General features: G+C 71.3%; 15 protein-coding genes. 5 read left to right on the forward strand and 10 right to left on the reverse strand.

Features of this window, described 5'->3' with window-relative positions; genetic code table 11:
- Positions 1–129: 129 nt before the first annotated feature.
- The 5 genes from AB0L37_RS16570 to AB0L37_RS16590 all read left to right on the forward strand — a co-directional run bounded on the left by AB0L37_RS16570 (position 130) and on the right by AB0L37_RS16590 (position 8102).
- Complete coding sequence (locus AB0L37_RS16570; RefSeq protein WP_365505031.1) at positions 130–957, forward strand: urea amidolyase associated protein UAAP1; 828 nt, start codon at positions 130–132, stop codon at positions 955–957.
- On the forward strand, positions 954–1571 hold the full coding sequence (locus AB0L37_RS16575; protein WP_365505033.1) for an urea amidolyase associated protein UAAP2: 618 nt from the start codon (positions 954–956) through the stop codon (positions 1569–1571). The genes AB0L37_RS16570 and AB0L37_RS16575 overlap by 4 nt, the downstream gene beginning before the upstream one ends.
- Positions 1568–5083: a 5-oxoprolinase/urea amidolyase family protein gene (locus tag AB0L37_RS16580; protein WP_365505035.1), complete on the forward strand. Its 3516-nt coding sequence runs from the start codon at positions 1568–1570 to the stop codon at positions 5081–5083. The genes AB0L37_RS16575 and AB0L37_RS16580 overlap by 4 nt, the downstream gene beginning before the upstream one ends.
- A gap of 92 nt (positions 5084–5175) precedes the next feature.
- On the forward strand, positions 5176–6834 hold the full coding sequence (locus AB0L37_RS16585) for an allophanate hydrolase (RefSeq protein WP_365505037.1): 1659 nt from the start codon (positions 5176–5178) through the stop codon (positions 6832–6834).
- Positions 6835–7004: 170 nt separating this feature from the next.
- Positions 7005–8102 (forward strand): LLM class flavin-dependent oxidoreductase, encoded by a 1098-nt coding sequence (locus tag AB0L37_RS16590; RefSeq protein ID WP_365505039.1) that lies wholly within the window; start codon positions 7005–7007, stop codon positions 8100–8102.
- A 133-nt stretch (positions 8103–8235) separates the two neighbouring features.
- Here the strand turns inward: AB0L37_RS16590 and AB0L37_RS16595 are convergent, their stop codons facing one another.
- The 10 genes from AB0L37_RS16595 to AB0L37_RS16640 all read right to left on the reverse strand — a co-directional run bounded on the left by AB0L37_RS16595 (position 8236) and on the right by AB0L37_RS16640 (position 17666).
- Complete coding sequence (locus AB0L37_RS16595; protein ID WP_365505041.1) at positions 8236–11040, reverse strand: DEAD/DEAH box helicase; 2805 nt, start codon at positions 11038–11040, stop codon at positions 8236–8238.
- A gap of 43 nt (positions 11041–11083) precedes the next feature.
- Positions 11084–11974 (reverse strand): diacylglycerol kinase, encoded by an 891-nt coding sequence (locus AB0L37_RS16600; RefSeq protein ID WP_365505043.1) that lies wholly within the window; start codon positions 11972–11974, stop codon positions 11084–11086.
- 42 nt (positions 11975–12016) lie between these two features.
- A complete protein-coding gene (gene tatC / locus AB0L37_RS16605) occupies positions 12017–12985 on the reverse strand; it encodes a twin-arginine translocase subunit TatC (protein ID WP_365505045.1) in 969 nt (322 codons plus the stop codon).
- A gap of 62 nt (positions 12986–13047) precedes the next feature.
- A complete protein-coding gene (gene tatA / locus AB0L37_RS16610; RefSeq protein WP_365505047.1) occupies positions 13048–13347 on the reverse strand; it encodes a Sec-independent protein translocase subunit TatA in 300 nt (99 codons plus the stop codon).
- A 258-nt stretch (positions 13348–13605) separates the two neighbouring features.
- Positions 13606–13803 (reverse strand): hypothetical protein, encoded by a 198-nt coding sequence (locus tag AB0L37_RS16615; RefSeq protein WP_365505049.1) that lies wholly within the window; start codon positions 13801–13803, stop codon positions 13606–13608.
- A 9-nt stretch (positions 13804–13812) separates the two neighbouring features.
- Positions 13813–14058: a hypothetical protein gene (locus tag AB0L37_RS16620; RefSeq protein WP_365505050.1), complete on the reverse strand. Its 246-nt coding sequence runs from the start codon at positions 14056–14058 to the stop codon at positions 13813–13815.
- Between the two features lie 86 nt (positions 14059–14144).
- On the reverse strand, positions 14145–15113 hold the full coding sequence (locus AB0L37_RS16625; RefSeq protein ID WP_365505051.1) for a WYL domain-containing protein: 969 nt from the start codon (positions 15111–15113) through the stop codon (positions 14145–14147).
- A 16-nt stretch (positions 15114–15129) separates the two neighbouring features.
- Positions 15130–16083 carry a WYL domain-containing protein gene (locus AB0L37_RS16630; protein WP_365505052.1) on the reverse strand — a complete coding sequence of 318 codons (954 nt, stop codon included), beginning with the start codon at positions 16081–16083 and terminating at the stop codon, positions 15130–15132.
- A 130-nt stretch (positions 16084–16213) separates the two neighbouring features.
- Complete coding sequence (locus AB0L37_RS16635) at positions 16214–16588, reverse strand: FKBP-type peptidyl-prolyl cis-trans isomerase (RefSeq protein WP_365505053.1); 375 nt, start codon at positions 16586–16588, stop codon at positions 16214–16216.
- Between the two features lie 61 nt (positions 16589–16649).
- On the reverse strand, positions 16650–17666 hold the full coding sequence (locus tag AB0L37_RS16640; RefSeq protein WP_365505054.1) for an FKBP-type peptidyl-prolyl cis-trans isomerase: 1017 nt from the start codon (positions 17664–17666) through the stop codon (positions 16650–16652).
- Positions 17667–17726 lie beyond the last annotated feature (60 nt).

The following is a 17726-nucleotide window of genomic DNA, read 5'->3' on the forward strand; positions in this document are numbered from 1 at the left end:
GGGCGCGCAATGACCGGGCAACGCGTCGGTAGTCGCGGCTCCCTAATTTCTGTCGGGCGACAGAAACAGCCTGCGCACCTCCCCCGACACCCGTTGTGACCCCGAACCGCCGAGCCGGAAGGTCCCGCCATGGCGACAGCGACCACCTACGGAGCCCGCGACCACGCCCGCGCCCAGGAGGGCACCCGTACCGACACCATGCCGGTGGTCCCGGCCCGCGACTGGACCGAACCGCCCTGCGAGGCGGGCCACTTGGTGTGGGCGGAGACCGTCGCGGGCGGCACCTACACGCACCGCGTCCTGGCCCGGGGCACCGAACTGCGCCTCACGGACCTGACCGGCGCCGCCTGCGCGCACCTGCTCCTCTTCGTCGACGGCCGCCCCTGGGAGCGGCTGAACGTCGCCGACACCGTGAAGGTGCAGTGGAACGCCCACCTCGGCGAGGGGCGGCTGCTCCTGTCCGACCAGGGGCGGGTCCTCGCCTCGCTCGTGGCCGACACGTCGGGCGGCCGGCACGACGCGCTGTGCGGCACCTCCACCCTCGTACGCAACATCGAGCGCTACGGCGCGGGGACGCCCGAGTCGCCGTCCCCGGCCGGGCGGGAGCTGTTCAAGCTGGCCGCCGCCAAGAACGGGCTGACGCCGCGCGATCTGCCGCCCTCCCTCTCCTTCTTCCAGGGCGTGCGGATCAGCGAGGACGGCGACGTCGTGTTCACCGGCTCCGCGGGGCCCGGGGCGAGCGTGACGCTCCGCGCCGAGCAGGACGTGACCGTCCTGATCGCGAACGTGCCGCATCCGTCGGACCCCCAAGAGGCTTATGTCTGCGGCCCGTTGGAGGTCCTTGCCTGGCGGGCGGCGCCGACCGGCGAGAAGGACCCGCTGTGGGACGCCACACCGGAGGGCCGCCGCGCCTTCCAGAACACCGCCGACTTCCTCGCCTCCAGGGGGATCCGGTGACCACCACGCACACTGTCGCCGCCCGCGCCTCCTGGTCGTCCGTCGTCCGGGCCGGCGAGACCCTCACGATCACCGATCTGCACGGCAACCAGGCCGTGGACTTCCTCGTGTACGACGCCGCGGACACGGCCGTGCGCTACAGCGCGCCCGACACGATCCACGCACAGGGCGGCATCTTCCTGACGGCGGGCAGTGTGCTGCTCAGCAACGAACACACGCCGCTGATGACGGTCGTCGCCGACGACGTGGGCCGGCACGACACGGTCGGCGGCGCCTGCTCCAAGGAGTCCAACACGCTGCGCTACGGCCACCACACCTGGTCGCAGCACGCCTGCGTCGACAACTTCCTCGCCGAGGGCGCCCGTTGGGGCCTCGGCAAGCGCGACCTCGTCTCCAACATCAACTGGTACATGAACGTCCCCGTGGAGGAGGACGGCACGCTCGGCATCGTCGACGGTCTGTCGGCGCCGGGCCTGAAGGTGACGCTGCGCGCCGAGCGCGACGTCCTCGTCCTCGTCTCCAACTGCCCCCAGGTGAACAACCCGTGCAACGGGTTCGACCCGACGCCGGTCGAGATGACGATCACCGCCCCCCTGGAAGGCACTGCCGCATGACCTTCGACACGCTGCTCGTCGCCAACAGGGGCGAGATCGCGGCCCGGATCATCCGCAGCGCACGGGAGTTGGGGCTGCGCACGGTCGCCGTCTTCTCCGACCCGGACCGCGGCGCCCCACACGTCCGGCTCGCCGACGAAGCGGTGCGGCTCGGTCCCGCGCCCGCCAAGGAGTCGTATCTCGACGCGGACCTGATCCTGAAGGCGGCGAAGGACACGGGCGCGGGGGCGATCCATCCGGGGTACGGATTCCTGTCCGAGGACGCCGCGTTCGCCCGCCGCTGCGCGGACGCGGGCATCGTCTTCGTCGGCCCGACGCCGCACCAGCTGGATCTGTTCGGCGCCAAGCACACGGCCCGGGCGGCGGCCGAGGCCGCCGGGGTCCCGCTCGCGCCCGGCACCGGCCTGCTGGCCGACGTCGACGAGGCGCTGGCCGCGGCGGACGCGATCGGCTACCCGGTCATGCTCAAGGCCACCGGCGGCGGGGGCGGCATCGGCATGTCGGCCTGCCGCGCCCCGGACGAACTGCGGGACGCATGGGAGCGGGTGCAGCGCGTGGCGGCGGCGTCGTTCGCGTCGGCGGGCGTGTTCCTGGAGCGCCTGGTCGAGCACGCCCGCCATGTCGAGGTGCAGGTCTTCGGCGACGGCGCGGGCCACGTCGTCACGTTCGGCGACCGCGACTGCTCGCTCCAGCGCCGCAACCAGAAGGTGGTGGAGGAGGCCCCGGCACCCGGCCTCCCCGACCACATACGCAGCCAACTCGCCACCTCCGCGCGTGACTTGTGTGCGAGCGTCGGCTACCGCTCCGCCGGCACGGTCGAGTTCGTCTACGACGCCGCGCGCGAGGAGGCCTACTTCCTGGAGGTCAACACCCGCCTCCAGGTGGAGCACCCGGTCACCGAGGAGATCTACGGCGTCGACCTCGTCGCCTGGATGCTGCGCCTCGCGCGCGGCGAGTCCGATGTCGTACGCGAACCGGGCGCACCGCGCGGTCACGCCGTCGAGGCGCGGATCTACGCGGAGGACCCCAGCCGGGAACACCGGCCGAGCGCGGGCCTGTTGACGCGGGTCGAGTTCCCCGCCGGGGTGCGCGTGGACGGCTGGATCGAGACGGGGACCGAGGTCTCCACCGCGTACGACCCGATGCTGGCGAAGGTAGTCGCGTACGGCACCGACCGCGCGCACGCCCTCGCCCGCCTGGACGAGGCCCTGGCCCGGACCCGCGTCGACGGCATCGAGACGAACCTGGGCCTGGTCCGTGCGGCCCTCGCCGACCCGCACGTCACGGCAGGCACCCACTCCACGGCGACGCTCGCGCAGGTCAGCGACCCGACCCCGCGCATCGAGGTGGTCGCGGGCGGCACGCTCACCACGGTGCAGGACTGGCCGGGCCGGACCGGGCACTGGCAGGTCGGGGTCCCGCCGTGCGGCCCGATGGACGACCTCTCCTTCCGCCTCGGCAACCGCGCGCTCGGCAACGACGAGGGCGCGCCGGGCCTCGAATGCACCCTCCAGGGGCCGGAGCTGAGGTTCACGCACCCGACGACGGTCTGCGTGACGGGCGCACCGGCCCCGGTCACCGTCGACGGGGCGCCGGCGCCGCAGTGGGTGCCGGTGACGGTCCCGGCGGGCGGCACCCTGGCCGTCGGCGCGCCGCACGACCAGGGCCTGCGCACGTACGTCCTCGTCGCGGGCGGCGGGCTCGACGTGCCGCCGTTCCTGGGCAGCGCGTCGACGTTCACGCTCGGCGGCTTCGGCGGGCACGGCGGGCGGGCGCTGCGCACCGGCGACGTCCTGCACGGCGGCGCCGTGACGTCCGGCGGCCCTGCCGTCCCGCCGTCCGACCGCCCCGCGTTCACCTCCTCCTGGTCGGTCGGCGTCCTCGAAGGACCCCACGCGGCACCGGAGTTCTTCACCGAGTACGACATCCACGAGTTCTACGCGGCCGACTGGAAAATCCACTTCAACTCGGCCCGCACCGGCGTCCGCCTCGTCGGCCCCAAACCCCGCTGGTCCCGCACGGACGGCGGCGAGGCGGGCCTGCACCCGTCCAACATCCACGACACCCCGTACTCGGTCGGCGCCGTCGACTACACCGGCGACATGCCGGTGCTTCTCGGCCCCGACGGCCCCTCGCTCGGCGGTTTCGTCTGCCCTGCGACGATCGCCACGGCCGAGCGCTGGAAGCTGGGCCAGCTGCGCCCCGGCGACACGGTCCGCTTCGCGCCGGTCACCGCGGACGGCTCGGCCCGCCCCGCGATCGTCGACGGCGGCGTCCTGGCCCACGACGGCGACGTCACGTACCGGCGCAGCGGCGACGACAACCTGCTCGTCGAATTCGGCCCGATGCAGCTCGACCTGGCGCTGCGGATGCGGGTGCACGCGCTGATGGAGGCCGTGTCGGACGCGGCGCTCACCGGCATACGGGACCTCACACCGGGCATCCGCTCGCTCCAGATCAAGACAGACCCGGCCCAACTCGCCCAACCCGAACTCCTGCGCCTGGTACGGGAGATGGTGTCCGCCCTCCCTCCCACGGACGCCCTCACGGTCCCGTCCCGCACGGTCCACCTCCCCCTCTCCTGGGACGACCCGGCGACCCGCGAGGCCATCGCCCGCTACATGGCCGGGGTGCGCGACGACGCCCCCTGGTGCCCGTGGAACATCGAGTTCATCCGCCGGGTCAACGGCCTCGACTCGGTCGACGACGTGTACGCCACGGTCTTCGCCGCCGAGTACCTGGTCCTCGGCCTCGGCGACGTCTACCTGGGCGCACCGGTCGCCACCCCGCTCGACCCGCGCCACCGCCTGGTGACGACGAAGTACAACCCGGCCCGCACCTGGACCGCCGAGAACTCCGTCGGCATCGGTGGCGCGTACCTGTGCGTCTACGGGATGGAGGGCCCCGGCGGCTACCAGTTCGTGGGGCGCACGACGCAGGTCTGGTCGGGATGGCAGCAGCGCGGCGCGTTCGAGCCGGGGGCGCCGTGGCTGCTGCGCTTCTTCGACCGGATCAAGTGGTACCCCGTGTCGCCGGAAGAGCTCCTCGAACTCCGCGCGGACATCACGTCGGGCCGCTTCGTCCCGCGCATCGAGGAGGGCACCTTCTCGCTCGCCGCGTACGAGGCGTTCCTGGCGCGGGAGGCGGACTCGATCGCGGAGTTCAAGTCCCGGCAGGGCGCGGCCTTCTCGGCGGAGCGCGACGCCTGGGAGGCGGCCGGCGAGTTCGCCCGCGCCGAGGCGGCGAGCGCCCCGGCCCCGCCGACGGACGCGCTCACGGTGCCCGAGGGCGGCACGGTCGTGGAGGCCGAATTCGCTGCCTGCGTCTGGCAGTTGAACGTCACCGAGGGCGACACCGTGGAACCGGGAACCCTGCTCGCCTCCCTGGAAGCGATGAAGATGGAGGCCCCGGTACGGGCGTCGAGGACGGCCCGCGTCCACCAGATCCTGACGAAGCCGGGAGCCCAGGTGGAACCGGGAACGCCGTTGCTCATCCTGGCGCCCACCGCCTGATTCAAGCGCCCCTGGGATGCCGAAGGCATCTCAGGGGCGCGGGGAACTGCGCGACCAGCCACAACGAAAGCCGCACGCCAAAGGGAGCCCCCATGAATCGGGCCACAACCAGAGTCCGCACCGCCTACACCCGCGTAGCCGAGGCAAACCGCCCCGAAATCTGGATCACCCTGCGCCCGCAAGCCGAGGTGGAGGCCGAGGCGGCAGCTACCCCCGACGACCTCCCCCTGTCCGGAACCCTCCTGGCGGTCAAGGGCAACATCGACGTGGCCGGCCTCCCCACCACCGCCGGATGCCCGTCCTACGCGTACACCCCGGAGGCAGACGCGGAGGCAGTCGCCCGCCTCCGCGCAGCCGGTGCGATCGTCCTGGGCACGACGAACCTCGACCAGTTCGCCACCGGCCTGGTCGGCACCCGCTCCCCCTACGGCGCGGTCAGGAACGCCCACGACCCGGCCCGCATCAGCGGCGGCTCCAGCTCGGGCTCAGCCGTAGCCGTGGCCCTGGGCATCGCCGACCTCGCCCTCGGCACCGACACGGCGGGCTCGGGCCGCGTCCCCGCCGCCCTGAACGGCATCGTCGGCCTGAAGCCCACGTACGGCCTGGTCCCGACCCGGGGCGTGGTCCCGGCCTGCGCCTCGATCGACTGCGTCACCGTCTTCGCCCGTACGGTGGCGCAGGCCGAACGCGCCCTGTCGTTCATGGCGGACCCGGCACCACCGCCGCCCGCCCGCGCGCCGGGCCCCTGGCGCATCGCGATCCCGGGCCCCGGACAGCTCGGCGAACTGGCGCCGGGCTGGGAGGCGGCGTACGAGACAGCGAGCCGCCAACTCAGAGCAAACGGCGCGGAGTTGAGGGACATCGACCTCACCCCGTTCACCGAGGCCGCCGCGATGCTCTACGAGGGCGCGTTCGTGGCGGAGCGCTACACGGCGGTGGGCGACTTCCTCGACAAAGCGATGTCAGCGGACCCGCCGCTCGACAACGGCCTCGACCCCACCGTCACCGCCATCATCACCGGGGCCCGCGACATCCCCGCCCACCGCCTCTTCGCCGACCAGGCCCGCCTGGCCACCCTGCGCGCCTCGGCCCTCGCCCAACTCGCCGACGCGGACGCCCTGTTGCTGCCGACGACCACCGAGCACCCCACCCTCGCGGCCGTCGCCGCGGACCCCCTCGCGGTCAACGCCCGCCTCGGCCGCTTCACGAACTCCACGAACCTCTTCGGCCTGTGTGCCGCGGCCGTCCCCGCGGGCACGGTCGACGGCCTCCCGTTCGGCGTGATGCTGGTCGGCCCGGCCCACGCGGACGCCCGCGTGGCGCGCATCGCGGAGTCCCTCACGACCCCGCCCGCCCGCATCGCCGTGGTGGGCGCACACCTGACCGGCCAGCCGCTCAACGGCCAACTCCTCGCTCTCGGCGCCGAGTTCGACCGTACGACGACGACCTCATCGGCGTACCGTCTGCACGCCCTGCCGACGACACCGCCGAAGCCGGGCCTGGTCCACGTAGGCCCGGGGCGGGGCGCGTCGATCGAGGCGGAGGTCTGGCGGATCCCGGCCGCGGGCCTGGGACAGCTCCTCACCGCACTCCCCCGCCCGATGGCGCTGGGCCGCGTCACGCTGGCCGACGGCACCGAGGTCCCCGGCTTCCTCTGCGAACCCGAGGCGCTGCGCGACGCCCCCGACATCACCCATCACGGCGGCTGGCGCGGCTACTTGGCGGCACCGGCGGCGCAAAGACGTGGTTGACGTCTCACACGTCCGCCTGTTCCACTGACGGCATGAGCCCTCAGCTGCGGCTGGTCACCCGCGACCACATCGACTTCGGTCGTGTGTGGTCGGCGGCGTGTTGCGCCTGACGACGATCCGACGTCCCGGCCCGCACATCCGACCCCGCAGCACAGAAGAGGCGTATCCCCATGCCCGTAGAGTTCCTCGGCATTGCCGCGACCAACGAAGGCTCCGAAGTGACGGCCCGCTCGGGCCCGTCCTTCGACAAGGACTACACGCTCCGGCTCGCCCGCGCCCACGAGGAGTACGGCTGGGACCGCATCCTCTTCGCGTACGGCTCCGGATCGCCCGACCCGTCGCCCGCGGCCGCCTTCATCGCGGCCCGCACGGAGAAGATCCAGATCCTGGTCGCGCACCGCCCGAACGTCTCGTACCCGACGTTCGCGGCGAAGACGTTCGCCACGCTCGACCGCATCAGCGACGGCCGGCTCGCCGTCCACTTCATCACCGGCGGCAACGACCACGAGCAGCAGCGCGAGGGCGACTTCCTGACGAAGGACGAGCGGTACGCCCGTACCCGCGAGGCCATCCAGATCATCAAGAAGGCGTGGACGTCGCACGAGCCCTTCGACCACGAGGGCACCCACTACCGCTTCCGCGACTTCGTCAGCGACACCTTCCCCGTCCAACTCCCGCACCCGCCCGTCTCGTTCGGCGGTTCGTCACCGGCGGCGTACGCGGCCGGCGGCGCCGAGGCCGACATCTACTGCCTGTGGGGCGAGCCCCTCGCGCAGACCGCCGAACAGATCGAGTCGGTCAAGGCCGCGGCCAAGGCGGCGGGCCGTACGGACACGCCGCGCATCCAGGTCGCGTTCCGTCCGATCATCGCGCCCACCGAGGAACTGGCCTGGGAGAAGGCCCATGCGACCCTCGCCCGCATCAAGGCCCGCAAGGCGGGCACCCCGCTCTCCCGCCGCCACCCGCTCACCGACCCGGAGAACGCGGGCTCGCAGCGCCTCCTCGCGGCAGCGGCCCAGGGCGAGCGGCACGACCGCGCGCTGTGGACGCCGACGGCGACGGAGACGGGCGGCGCGGGCAACTCCACCGCCCTGGTGGGCACCCCGGAGACCGTCGCGCAGGCCCTCCTCGACTACTACGACCTGGGCGTCGACATCCTCTCGGCCCGCGGCTACGACCTCCTGGACGACGCCATCGACTTCGGCCGCCACGTGATCCCGATCGTCCGCGAAGAGGTGGCGAAGCGAGACGCGGAGAGGACCCCGTAAAGGGGCGCGGGACTGTATCGATTTGCGGCTCCGCCGCGGGGCGCGCCCAGCCACGGCGAAAGCCCCACCCAGCACAAAAGGAGAAGCCCCTACGGCGAGTAGGGGCTTCTCCCACATACACACGCTGAACCAACTACCCCACCGACGAGTACGCGACAACCCCGCGCAGCACCTCGTCCACGGCCTTCCGCGCGTTACGACCCACACTGGACCCGGAGGGCGCCGCCGCGGCAATCTGCCCGAGCACATCGATGACCTGCTTGCACCACCGCACGAAGTCCCCGGCCGGCATCTCCGCCTCCCGCAGCACCTCGTCGAGCCCCTTGCCGGAGGCCCACTCGTACGCGGCCCAGGCGAACCCGAGATCGGGCTCGCGCTGCCCGACGCCCTCAGCCTGATTGATACGGAAGTCCTCCTCCAGGGCGTCGAGCCGCCCCCAGATCCGCACCATCTCGCCGAGCGCCGCCTTGGCCTTGCCGGAGGGCACCTTCGGCGCGAGCGCGTCATCGGCGGCCCGCGCCTCGAACACCAACGCCGAGACGCACGCGGCGAGTTCGGCCGGGTTCAGCCCTTCCCAGACCCCTTCGCGCAGGCACTCACTGGCCAGCAGATCGAGCTCGCCGTACAGCCGCGCGAGCCGCTTGCCGTGCTCGGTGACCTCGTCGCCGCGCAGATAGTCCAGCTCCGTCAGAAGCTTCACGATCCGGTCGAAGGTCCGCGCGATCGTGTTGGTCCGCCCCTCGATGCGCCGCTCCAGCTGCGCGGTGTCCCGCTTCAGCCGGTGGTAGCGCTCGGCCCACCGCGCGTGGTCCTCACGCTCGGCGCAGCCGTGACAGGGGTGGGCCCGCAGCTCGGCGCGCAGCCGTGCGATCTCGCGGTCGTCGGCCGCCGCGGCGCGCCCCTTCTTGTGCCGGTCGGGCACGATGTGGCCGGCCTTGGTGCGCAGCGCGGACGCGAGGTCGCGGCGCGACTGGGGCGAGCGCGGGTTGAACGACTTCGGGATGCGCATCCGCTCCAGCGCCTCGACGGGCACCGGGAAGTCGATGGACGCGAGCCGCTTGACCTGCCGCTCGGCGGTCAGCACCAGCGGGCGGGGGCCGTCGTGGTGCTCGAACCCGCGGTGCCCGTTGGACCGCCCGGCCGGAAGCCCGGGGTCGAGGACGAGCGCGAGCCCCGCGAACTTCCCCGTCGGCACGTGGATGACGTCGCCCGGCTTGAGCTTCTCCAGCGCCGCGGCCGCCTGGACCCGGCGCTGCGCCGCACCCTGCTTCGCCAGCTCGGTCTCGCGGTCCTTCAGTTCGCGCCGCAGCCGCGCGTACTCCTCGAAGTCCCCGAGGTGGCAGGTCATGGACTCCTGGTAGCCCTCCAGGCCCTCTTCGTTCTTCTGCACCTGCCGCGAGATCCCGACCACCGACTTGTCGGCCTGGAACTGTGCGAAGGAGGTCTCCAGAAGCTCCCTCGACCGGTGCCGCCCGAACTGCTCGACCAGGTTCACCGCCATGTTGTACGACGGCTTGAAGCTGGACCGGAGCGGATAGGTGCGCGTACCGGCGAGCCCCGCCAGGTGCTCGGGGCTGAAGCCGCGCTGCCACAGCACGACCGCGTGGCCCTCGACATCGATGCCACGCCGCCCGGCGCGCCCCGTCAGCTGGGTGTACTCGCCCGGCGTGATGTCGGCGTGCTGCTCCCCGTTCCACTTGACGAGCTTCTCCAACACCACCGATCTCGCAGGCATGTTGATGCCGAGCGCGAGCGTCTCCGTGGCGAAGACGGCCTTCACGAGACCCCGGACGAACAGCTCCTCGACGACCTCCTTGAAGGTCGGCAGCATGCCCGCGTGGTGGGCGGCGATGCCCCGCTCAAGCCCTTCGAGCCACTCGTAGTACCCGAGGACGTGCAGGTCCTCGTCCGGGATCGAAGCGGTGCGCTCCTCGACGATCTCGCGGACCCTGACCCGCGCCGCGTCGTCGTTCAGCCGCAGCCCCGCGAACAGGCACTGCTGCACGGCCGCCTCACATGCGGCGCGGCTGAAGATGAACGTGATCGCGGGCAGCAGACCCTCGCTGTCGAGCCGCTCGATGACCTCGGGCCGGCCCGGCGTCCAGATACGGGACCGCTGGCGGCGCTCCCGCTCCCGGTCGGCCTCCCGCATGTTCCGCCCGCGCCGCCGGTCCTGGTAGGAGGGCCGGCTGGCCTCCATGCGCGCCATCCGCGTCAAGTCGGGATTGACGGCCTTCTTGCTGCCCTCGCCCTCCTCGAAGAGGTCGTACATCCGGCGCCCGGCGAGCACGTGCTGGAACAGCGGCACGGGCCGGTGCTCGGAGACGATCACCTCGGTGTCGCCGCGCACGGTGTCGAGCCAGTCGCCGAACTCCTCCGCGTTCGACACCGTCGCCGACAGCGAGACCAGCGTCACGGACTCCTGGAGGTGGATGATCACCTCTTCCCACACGGCGCCGCGGAAGCGGTCGGAGAGGTAGTGCACCTCGTCCATGACCACATAGCCGAGGTTGATCAGCGCCTGCGACCCCGCATACAGCATGTTGCGCAGCACCTCAGTGGTCATGACGACCACGGGCGCATCGCTGTTCACACTGTTGTCGCCGGTCAGCAGCCCGACCTTGTCGGCGCCGTAGCGCTTCGCCAGGTCCTGGTACTTCTGGTTCGACAGCGCCTTGATGGGCGTCGTGTAGAAGCACTTCTTGCCCTGGAGCAGGGCGAGGTGGACGGCGAACTCGCCGACGATCGTCTTGCCGGAGCCGGTGGGCGCCGCGACCAGGACGCCCTTGCCCGCCTCCAGCGCCTGGCACGCCTCGATCTGGAAGGGGTCGAGGCCGAAGTCGTACATGTCGCGGAAGGAAGCGAGCGCGGTGGCCTGCTCTGCGGCCCGCTGACGGGCTGCCGCATACCGCTCGGCCGGGGAGAGGTCCTCTGTCATCGTGCTTTCGAGCCTACCGGCCACCACCGACAACGGACGATCATTATCCGGCAAGGACCCCGACAGCCCCTGGTACGCACTCGGCGACGAGAGGCAGCCCTCCGACCGGTTCTCCATCCGCATACGCGGTGATCCCTTCCGCGACCAGCTCGACCCGCGCCGCCCGGTACGTGCTGACCACGGGGTGGGTGAGATGGGTGCCCTGGTAGACGCGCGGAAAGACCCGCAACAGCGTCGTACGGGAGCATTCCCCGACCACCGTCACATCGAACAGCCCGTCGTCCATCACGGCGTCGGCGCAGATCCGCATGCCGCCCCCGTACGAGGTCCCGTTCCCGACGGCGACGAGCGTCGCGGCGATCTCCCGTACGCGGCCGTCGTCGAGGGTGAGCCGGAACGGTACGGGCTTGAAGGCGGCCAGTTCCGCGACGATCGCCAGGTCGTACTTGAAACGGCCGAGCGGCAGCCGCATCCGGTTGCCGCGGTCGTTGACACGGGAGTCGAACCCGGAGGCGAGCACGGTCCCGAACCAGTGGTCGCCGATCCGCCCCAGGTCGATGTCGCGGACGAGCGCCCCCTTGAGCGCCCGCGCGACGAGCGCACCCGCCGCGGCGGGCTCCCGTATCGGCAGACCGAGCGCCCGCGCGAAGTCGTTGCCCGTACCGACCGCGACGACACCGAGCGGTGTCCGGGTCCCCGCGACGGCCTGCAACGCGAGGTTCACCAGCCCGTCCCCGCCGACGGCCACCAGGGCCCCGGTCCCCTCCCGCACGGCGGCACGCGCGCGTGCCAGGGCGTCGTCGGCGTCCGCACCGATGACGGTCCGTACGGAGAAGCCTGCGGCCCGCAAAGCAGAAGCGGCCGGCTGCGCAGCACCTGCGCCCCGGCCGCGTCCCGCGGTGGGATTGACGAAGAGAGTGATCTCGCTGCTCACGGCCGGACCTTAACAACAGGCCCGCCCCGAACAGGAGTTACCTCAGGTCACATCGTCGTAACCGTTGATCCGCTCCGCCGTCGTCTGCTCGGGCAGCGGCGCCCGGCTCGCACTCACACTCTCGATCTCGCCGAGGTCCTCGGGCGTCAGATCGATATCGGACGCCTCGTCGTCGTCGAGGTCGGCGTCGGGGTTGTTGCGGCGCTTGCGTCGGTCGTTGAGCAGACCGAAGACCGTGGCTGCGAAGTACAGGATCCAGATCGGCGCGGCCAGCGCCAGCATGGTCAGCGGGTCCGTGCTCGGCGTGGCCACAGCCGCGAACACGGTGATACCGATGATCATCCCTCGCCACCAGCCGAGCATCCGCTTGCCGGTGACAGCCCCAATGAGGTTGAGGAAGACGAGCAAGAGCGGCAGTTCGAAGGAGAGACCGAAGACGATCACCATGCGGGTGATGAGATCCAGCAACTCGTCGAGAGGCAGCTGATTGTCGATGTTCGCCGGCGAGAAGTCGAGCAGAACCCTCGCCATCGTGGGGAGCGTCTCGTACGCGAAGAACGCGCCCGCCAGGAACAGCGGAACGCCGGTGGCCACGAAGCCGTACGCGTACTTCTTCTCGTGCCGGTGCAGACCCGGCGCGACAAAGCCCCACAGCTGGTAGAGCCAGATCGGAGACGCGCCGATCACACCGGCCATGAGGGAGACCTTCAGGGCCAGCGAGAAGGGCGTGATGAGACCATTCAGGACGATGCGAGCGCACTGCTCGTTGGCGTCCGTGTTCTCCGCCGCCTTCTCCGTCAGTTCGGTGAAGGTCTTGTCGCAGCCGACCGAGTTCAGCACCGGGTTCGTGAAGAACTCGATGATGTCCTTGTAGTAGAAGGCGGCGACGATCGTGACGACGAGGATGGCCAGGACGGCCTTCCCGAGCCGGTTGCGAAGCTCACGCAGGTGCTCCGCGAGCGGCATCCGCCCCTCGGGATCCTTCTCCTGCTTGCGGGCAGACTTGATCAACCCACGTCCTCATCTCGTGCGGCAGGCCGCCGGCAAGGGGCGGCCTTGAGTCCAGCGCTTGATCAGCTCTTCGACGTGTTCGTCGGCTCGGAGACGGGACGCGAGCTGCTCACGTCACCGGGCGCGGCCTGAATCGTGCGCTGGGCCGGCGGCTGCTGCTGGTCGCCCGGCTGCGGCGGGTCCGACGGAGCGGCATCCTTGTTGCCACCCTCGCTCTTCATCGCCTTGGCCTCGCTCTTGAGGATGCGGGCCGACTTGCCGAGCGAGCGCGCCATGTCCGGGAGCTTCTTCGCGCCGAACAGGAGGAGGATGACCACGAGCAGGATGATCAACTCGGGGGCGCCGATCTTTCCACCGAACATATGCGTTTACCTTCTCACTGAGGCGGCAGGGGCGGGGCTGCCGGTACCGATCGGACTTCGGACTGTTGTCCGACCACCGTGCTGGCAGCGATCGTATCCCGAGGGGGTGAACACGGGGCAATCCCCGTGCGTACTCCCAGTTGCGGCCCACGCCTCACTACCAGGCCGCGTAGAGGAGCGTACCCGCCGAACCCGGGCATCGGACAGGCCACAGGGGTAAAGCGCTTTCCATCCCACCCCGGAAGGCGACGGAAAGCGTCAGACGACCTCGCCGCCGGCCTTCGCCACACTCACCGCGGCCCGCTCGAGGTCCTCGGCGGCCTGGTTGATCTGCCGTGTGGTGTCGGCGACTTGGCGGCCCAGACGCTGAGCCTCGACGAACACCTTGATCGCAAGGACGGCGAGCACAGCAAGTCCCACGAAACCCACAGCCACCGCCAGCATCGCCCAGAACATGCGCCGAGCCTAGACGGTCTGATGGAGGCGGAGCGTGCGTACCCCGCCACCGGTGAGGAGTTCGACGATGCGCTCACCCGCGGGCTTGCGCACGGCGGCGTCGCACTCGGGACAGGTGAAGGAGTAGAAGGTGGTGCGGCTGCTGGCGCCGATCGCCAACCGGATCGCGGAGGCGGCCAGTTCGAAGCGGGCCCGGCAGTCCGGGCAGGCGGCCTTGAAGACGACGGGGGCCGGAGCGGCCACCACGGCAGACATTTCGGTGATACCGGAGAAACCGGTCACACCCGTGATTTCGCCCACGTCACACCTCTCGTCCGTTCCTGTCCGCACGCCCAACTCCCTCACGCGGCCCCGTCGTACGCCGCAAGGGCCTCCCGCGCGGCGTCGCGCGCGCTGTCGGCGAGCTCGGCGGGCGCCACGATGTGTCCGTCCCGGCCGAGCCGCAGCGCGAGCCGCCGCAGCGAGGAGGGGTCGGGCGTACGCAGCGTGATCCGCAGCCCACCGTCCGCCAACTCCTCGGCGCTGTCGTGCGGGTAGTACTCGGCGACCCAGCGCCCGCCGGGCCCGACCTCGACGACGACCTCGGGGTCCTCGGCGGCCGGCTGCACAAGCCCCTCGGACAGATCGCGCAGTTCGACCTCGGGCGGCGCGGACGCCTCGTCGAGGATGCGGATCTCGGCGACCCGGTCGAGCCGGAACGTGCGCCGCGCCTCGGACCGACGGCACCACGCCTCTACGTAGGTGTGGCCGACGGAGACGAGGCGGATCGGGTCGATCTCCCGCTCGGTGACCTCGTCACGCGCGGGCGAGTAGTAGCGGATCCACAGCCGGCGCCGCTCGGAGATGGCCCGGTCGACGTCGGCGAAGACGCCGCCCTCGGACTCGAAGGTGACGGACAGGCGCGCGCTGGCGCTGGCCGCCTCCCCCGCCGCGGTCTCCAGCTTCGCGGTCGCGCGCAGCAGGGCGAGCCGGTCGCTCTCGCGCAGCCCCGGCAGCGTCGCCACGGCCCGCGCCGCGACGAGCAGCGCGGTCGCCTCGTCGGCGGCGATCCGCAGCGGCTCGGCCGCTTCCGCCGACAGGGCGGCCGGGTTGTGCCACCAGATGCGGTCGCCGTCGGTGTCGATGTCGAGGAGGTCGCCGCCGCGGAAGCTGGTCCCGCACAGCGGCAGCACGTCGAGGTCGGAGATCAGCTCGTCCTCGGTGATGCCGAAGGCCCGCGCAACGTCGCTCACGTGCGCGCCGGGGCGCTCGCGCAGGTACGTCACCAGGGACAGCATCCGCCGGGTCTGGTCGATGGCGTTGGAAGCCATGTCGTACGTCTCCCCCTCAGCCCTTGGCCACGGCGCGCAGCCGGTCCACGACGTCGGCCCGCAGCTCGGCGGGCTCGAGCACGACCACGTCGGGGCCGAACTCCACGAGCCAGGCGTCGAGCCCGTGCCCGTACGGAATCTCCAACTCGTCCCAGCCGTCGCCCAGTTCCCGTACGGAGACGGCCTTGGCGCGCAGCGGGTAGCCGGATCCGGCGCGCAGCCGGATGAACGCGGAGCGGTCGGCGGTCTCCCCCGCCCAGCCCGCGACGGTCTCGCGCACGGTGACGACGTCGGGCACGGGTGCCTTGAAGGCGCCCGCCCGGGAGCGCACCTTGCCCGTGATCCGCGAGAGCCGGAAGACCCGCTCGGCCTGCCGGTCGCGGTCCCAGCCCGCCAGGTACCAGTGGCCGCGCCAGCACTCCAGGGCCCACGGCTCGACGTGCCGCTGCTCGGGCCGGGCGGCGGTCGCCTTGCGGTAGTCGAAGACGACGGGGCGGCGGTCACGACAGGCCAGCATCAGCGGCTCGAAGGACGCCTCGTGCACGGGGATCCGGGGTTCGAGCGCACCGTGCGGCTCGTACGGGTCCACGTCCTCGGGCATGCCGGCCGCGCGCAGCTTCTGGAGGGCGCCGCTCGCGGCACCGGCGAGGCGGGCCTGCTGCCAGACCTTCGCGGCGAGACCGAGGGCGGCGGCCTCCTCGGCGTCGAGGGTGACGGGCGGCAGCCGGTTGCTGTCGCGGCGGGCGAGGTAGCCGACGTCGCCGTCCAGGTTCTCCACGGTCTCGATGACCAGGCCGAGCTCGCGCAGATCGTCCTTGTCGCGCTCGAACATCCGGTTGAAGGAGTCGTCGTTGCCCGCCTCCAGGTAGGCCTCGATGGACTCCCGCAGCTCGCGCTTGCTGAGCGGACGCCGCGCCCCGAGCAGACACAGCGCCAGGTTCATCAGCCGCTCGGCCTTGGCAATGGCCATCGACGCCCTTTCCTCATGTAGCTCCCGACGGATGACCGTACCGCCCCCGGGTGTACTGGCAAAAGCCGAGGGCCCATGCCAACAGGCATGGGCCCAGGGATGACCGCTTGCGGTCGATGTGTGACTGAACTCAGACGGAGACCAGGTCACACACGAAGATCAGCGTCTCGCCGGGGGCGATGCGGCCGCCGCCGGCGCCGCGGTCGCCGTACGCGAGGTGCGCGGGGATGGTCAGCCGGCGACGGCCGCCGACCTTCATGCCCTGCACGCCCTGGTCCCAGCCCGCGATGACCTGGCCGGCACCCAGCTGGAACTCCAGCGGGTTGCCGCGGTTCCAGGAGGCGTCGAACTCCTCGCCGGAGGAGAAGGCCACACCCACGTAGTGGACCTTGACGAAGTCGCCGGCCTTCGCCTCGGCGCCGTCGCCCTCCCAGATGTCCACGATCTCGAGGTCCTTGGGGGCCTCGCCCTCCGGGAAGTCGATCTCGGGCTTCTCGATGCTCACGTGAATTGCTCCTGCTTGTTGGCTGTCGGACAACCGGGACAGTCTGCCATCCGTCGGGCGATCAGTGCGCGGCGAGGACGTCCACGACGAAGACCAGCGTCGAGTTGGCCGGCAGGGTCTCGCCCTTGGCCTCCTTGCCGTACGCCTGGTCCGCGGGGATCACCAGGAGGACCCGGTCACCGACGTGCTTGCCGACGAGGCCCTTGTCCCAGCCCGGGATGACCTGGCCCTGGCCGATGACCGTCGTGAACGGCTGGCCCGTCTTCCAGGAGGAGTCGAACAGCTCGGCCTTCTTCTTGCCCTGGTTGAGCTTCCAGGCCGCGCCGCTGTACTGCATGGTGACCGTCTGGCCGCTCTTGACCTCGGCGCCCTTGCCCTGGATGAGGACCTGGTCGGTGAGCTTCTTCGGCGGGTCGTTCTTCGGGATCGAGATCGTCGCCGGCTCTTCCTTGTCGGCCTGGATCTGCGGCAGGTTCGACGGGATCGTCGCCTGCGTGCCCTCGGCCTTCTTCGGGATGACCTTGCCGACGTCGATGGCGAAGACCAGGGTGTCCGTGCCGGTGATGCCGACCTGCTGATTGCCCTGCGCGCCGAAGCCGGCGGCCGGCGGGGCCACGACGAGGACCCGGCTGCCCTCCTTCTGCCCGAGCACGGCCTGCGCGAACGCCGGGAGCTGACCCTCGGCACCCGCCGTCACCAGCTGGTCACCGCCGCCCTGCTGCCCGTACGTGGTGCCGAGGTCCTTGGCGCCCTTCCAGACCTTGCCGGTGAAGTTCATCGACACGAGGTCGTTCTTCTTCACCTCGGCGCCGTCGCCCTCGGCGAGCGTGTGCACGACGAACTTGCCGCTCGGGTCGCCCTTGGGCACCGAGATCGTGGCCTTCTTGCCGGTGTCACCGGAGACCTTCGGCATGGGGTTCGCGGTGTCGACCGCCTTGGGGACCTCGGCCGCCTTCGGCGACGCGGACGAGGAGTCCGCCTTGTCCGCCGAATCCTTCTTGCCGTCGTCACTGCCGCAGGCCGTCGCGGTCAGCGCCAGTGCCGGCACGATCAGTAGAGCTGCAAGTCGGCGTCGCACAGGAATCCTCAAGTCGCTCGAATACGGTCCGGCCACTCTAGAGCCTCGCCCGGCTTTTCC

It is taken from the genome of Streptomyces sp. NPDC052225 (genome assembly GCF_040679615.1).
Classification (GTDB): domain Bacteria; phylum Actinomycetota; class Actinomycetes; order Streptomycetales; family Streptomycetaceae; genus Streptomyces.